2 protein-coding genes and 1 pseudogene are annotated in these 2,075 nt (G+C 36.7%); 2 read left to right on the top strand and 1 reads right to left on the bottom strand.

Features of this window, described 5'->3' with window-relative positions; genetic code table 11:
* Nucleotides 1-182, top strand: a pseudogene (locus QZU45_RS12340) (class B sortase); the annotation flags it as partial.
* Between the two features lie 91 nt (nucleotides 183-273).
* Nucleotides 274-459, top strand: coding sequence for a 50S ribosomal protein L28 (gene rpmB, locus QZU45_RS12335; RefSeq protein WP_027439230.1), 186 nt, complete (start codon nucleotides 274-276; stop codon nucleotides 457-459).
* Between the two features lie 94 nt (nucleotides 460-553).
* Here the strand turns inward: rpmB and QZU45_RS12330 are convergent.
* Nucleotides 554-1,980, bottom strand: a protein-coding gene (locus tag QZU45_RS12330) for an IS3 family transposase (protein ID WP_295355721.1) whose coding sequence is annotated in 2 segments (ribosomal slippage) — nucleotides 554-1,488 and nucleotides 1,488-1,980 — 1,428 coding nt in all. Because the reading frame shifts where the segments join, the coding sequence is not laid out codon by codon here.
* Nucleotides 1,981-2,075: the final 95 nt, after the last annotated feature.

The following is a 2,075-nucleotide window of genomic DNA, read 5'->3' as shown; positions in this document are numbered from 1 at the left end:
ACTATGAATTCCACAATGCATCCAGCGAAGAGGAGTTCAATGAATATGTCTCAAAAGTTAAGTCAATGACACCTTATGAGATAGAAGCTACAGCCAAATATGGCGATAAGCTTATAACCCTTTCAACGTGTGCTTATCATGCCGAAGAAGGTCGTTATGTAATAGTTGCAAAAAAATTATAAAATTTGCTTGCATTAGTATATCAAATCTGATAGAATGTCAAATGTTGCGAGTCTGAAGGGCTCGAGTTTGGAGTTAAAGGAGGTGCCAAGGATGGCTAAGTGCTTTTACTGCGATAAGTCAGTTCATTTTGGAAACAATGTGAGCCACTCACATAGAAGATCCAATAGAATAATGAAATCTAACATTAAGAGAGTCAAGGCTAAGGTAGATGGTTCTCCTAAGACTATCTATGTTTGTACTAAGTGCCTTAGATCAGGTAAGGTAGAGAGAGCATAGTTTGACTAATGATTTAAGAGACCTCAGATTTATGAGGTGACCCCAAAAAGTTAGACTTTTTAAGCGTAGCAGTGTTTTGGCTGCTACGCTGTTTTTATGCAGCCAAGAGGTTGAGTCTATACTGAACAGGACTCATCCATCCTAGTTTCTCTTTAATTCTTTGCTCGTTGTAATACTTTATATATCGTTCTATTTCGGATTTCAATTCTTCGTAACTATAATAAACTACACCGTAATAGATTTCTTGTTTAAGCAGACCAAAGAAGTTTTCCATTACTGAATTGTCGAGGCAGTTACCTTTTCTAGACATGCTTTGAAAGATGCGTTCTTGTTTCAACCTATGTGAATATGCCTTCATCTGATAAGCCCATCCCTGATCTGAATGGAAGGTTCTACGATAAGGACAGTCTGATGTAATTTCTATTGCTTGTTCAAGTGCATCCATTACATTCTTCGCGGATGGATGCTTATCTATTCCAAAGCTTAATATTTCTCCATTGCACATATCCATAAAAGGATCCAAATAAAGTTTGTGCATGGTCATGTGTCCTTTTGCATCTACTTCGTAGTACTTTAGCTCCGTTGTGTCAGTTGTTATCTTCTGGTGTGGTATATGTGTATTAAACCTTCTCTTAATCCTGTTAGGAGCAATAGTTCCGACTTTCCCTTTATAAGAACTATATTTTCTGCTCTTACGAGTAAAGGATGTCACCTGGAGTCCTAGCTTCTGCATAATTCGCTGAACTTTTTTCTTGTTGACTATATATCCTTGGTTACGTAATTCACCTACCACTCTACGATAGCCATAGTCCTTGTTGTTCTCACGTATAGCAAGAATCGTTTCTTCTAGTACTTTATCCGGGTTTTCTCGATTTAATCTTTTTTGCCAGTACATAAAAGTTGCTTTAGGCATACCCGTATATGAGAGAAGGTCTTTTAGTTTGAACTGTCTTCGGAGACTGTTGATGATTCGCGCCGTTCTCTCATTTTTGCTTCGTCCTCTAAACGCAGCCTCCTCAGTTCTTTTAAAAAGGCATTCTCTATCCTTAACTTAAGGAGTTCATCCTCAAGTTCTTTTACATGTTCAGCACTAGTATCAATACTGTGATTTTCATACTCATCTGAATTAGATTTTTTTGTTATTTTATCCAATGATTTTTTGTGACCTTTCTTATGTGGTCTCAATGCATCAGGCCCAGCAATTCGGAATCGATTGACCCATGCAGCAATAACGGAAGGATTATTTATTCCTTCTTGAATTGCCAATTCCTGATACGAGAGCTCACTTGATAAATACAACTCTACAACACTTAATTTCTTTTTAAAAGAATACACTTCCTTTTTTCTTGAACGTAATAGACCACTATCTCCAAAAGCTTTATAATTTGAAACCCAGTGACGAATTAATTTTTTATCAGATACATTGTATTTGCTTTCAAGATATCTATATCCTCCTTCGCCGTTAAGATAATCACTAACAACTTGTTTTTTGAATTCAAAACTATATTTTTGTCTTCCCATAAAAAAACGACCTCCAAAAGTTAGATGTTTAGGTCTAACTTTTGGGGGTCGGTTCAAAGTGCTGTGGGAACACTGTTTGCATGATATAGTCTTCC

The sequence above is a fragment of the uncultured Succinivibrio sp. genome (assembly GCF_902756765.1).
Taxonomy (GTDB): domain Bacteria; phylum Pseudomonadota; class Gammaproteobacteria; order Enterobacterales; family Succinivibrionaceae; genus Succinivibrio.
The sequence above is the reverse complement of the archived record's forward strand: the minus strand, read 5'-3'. Positions and strand labels throughout refer to the sequence as shown.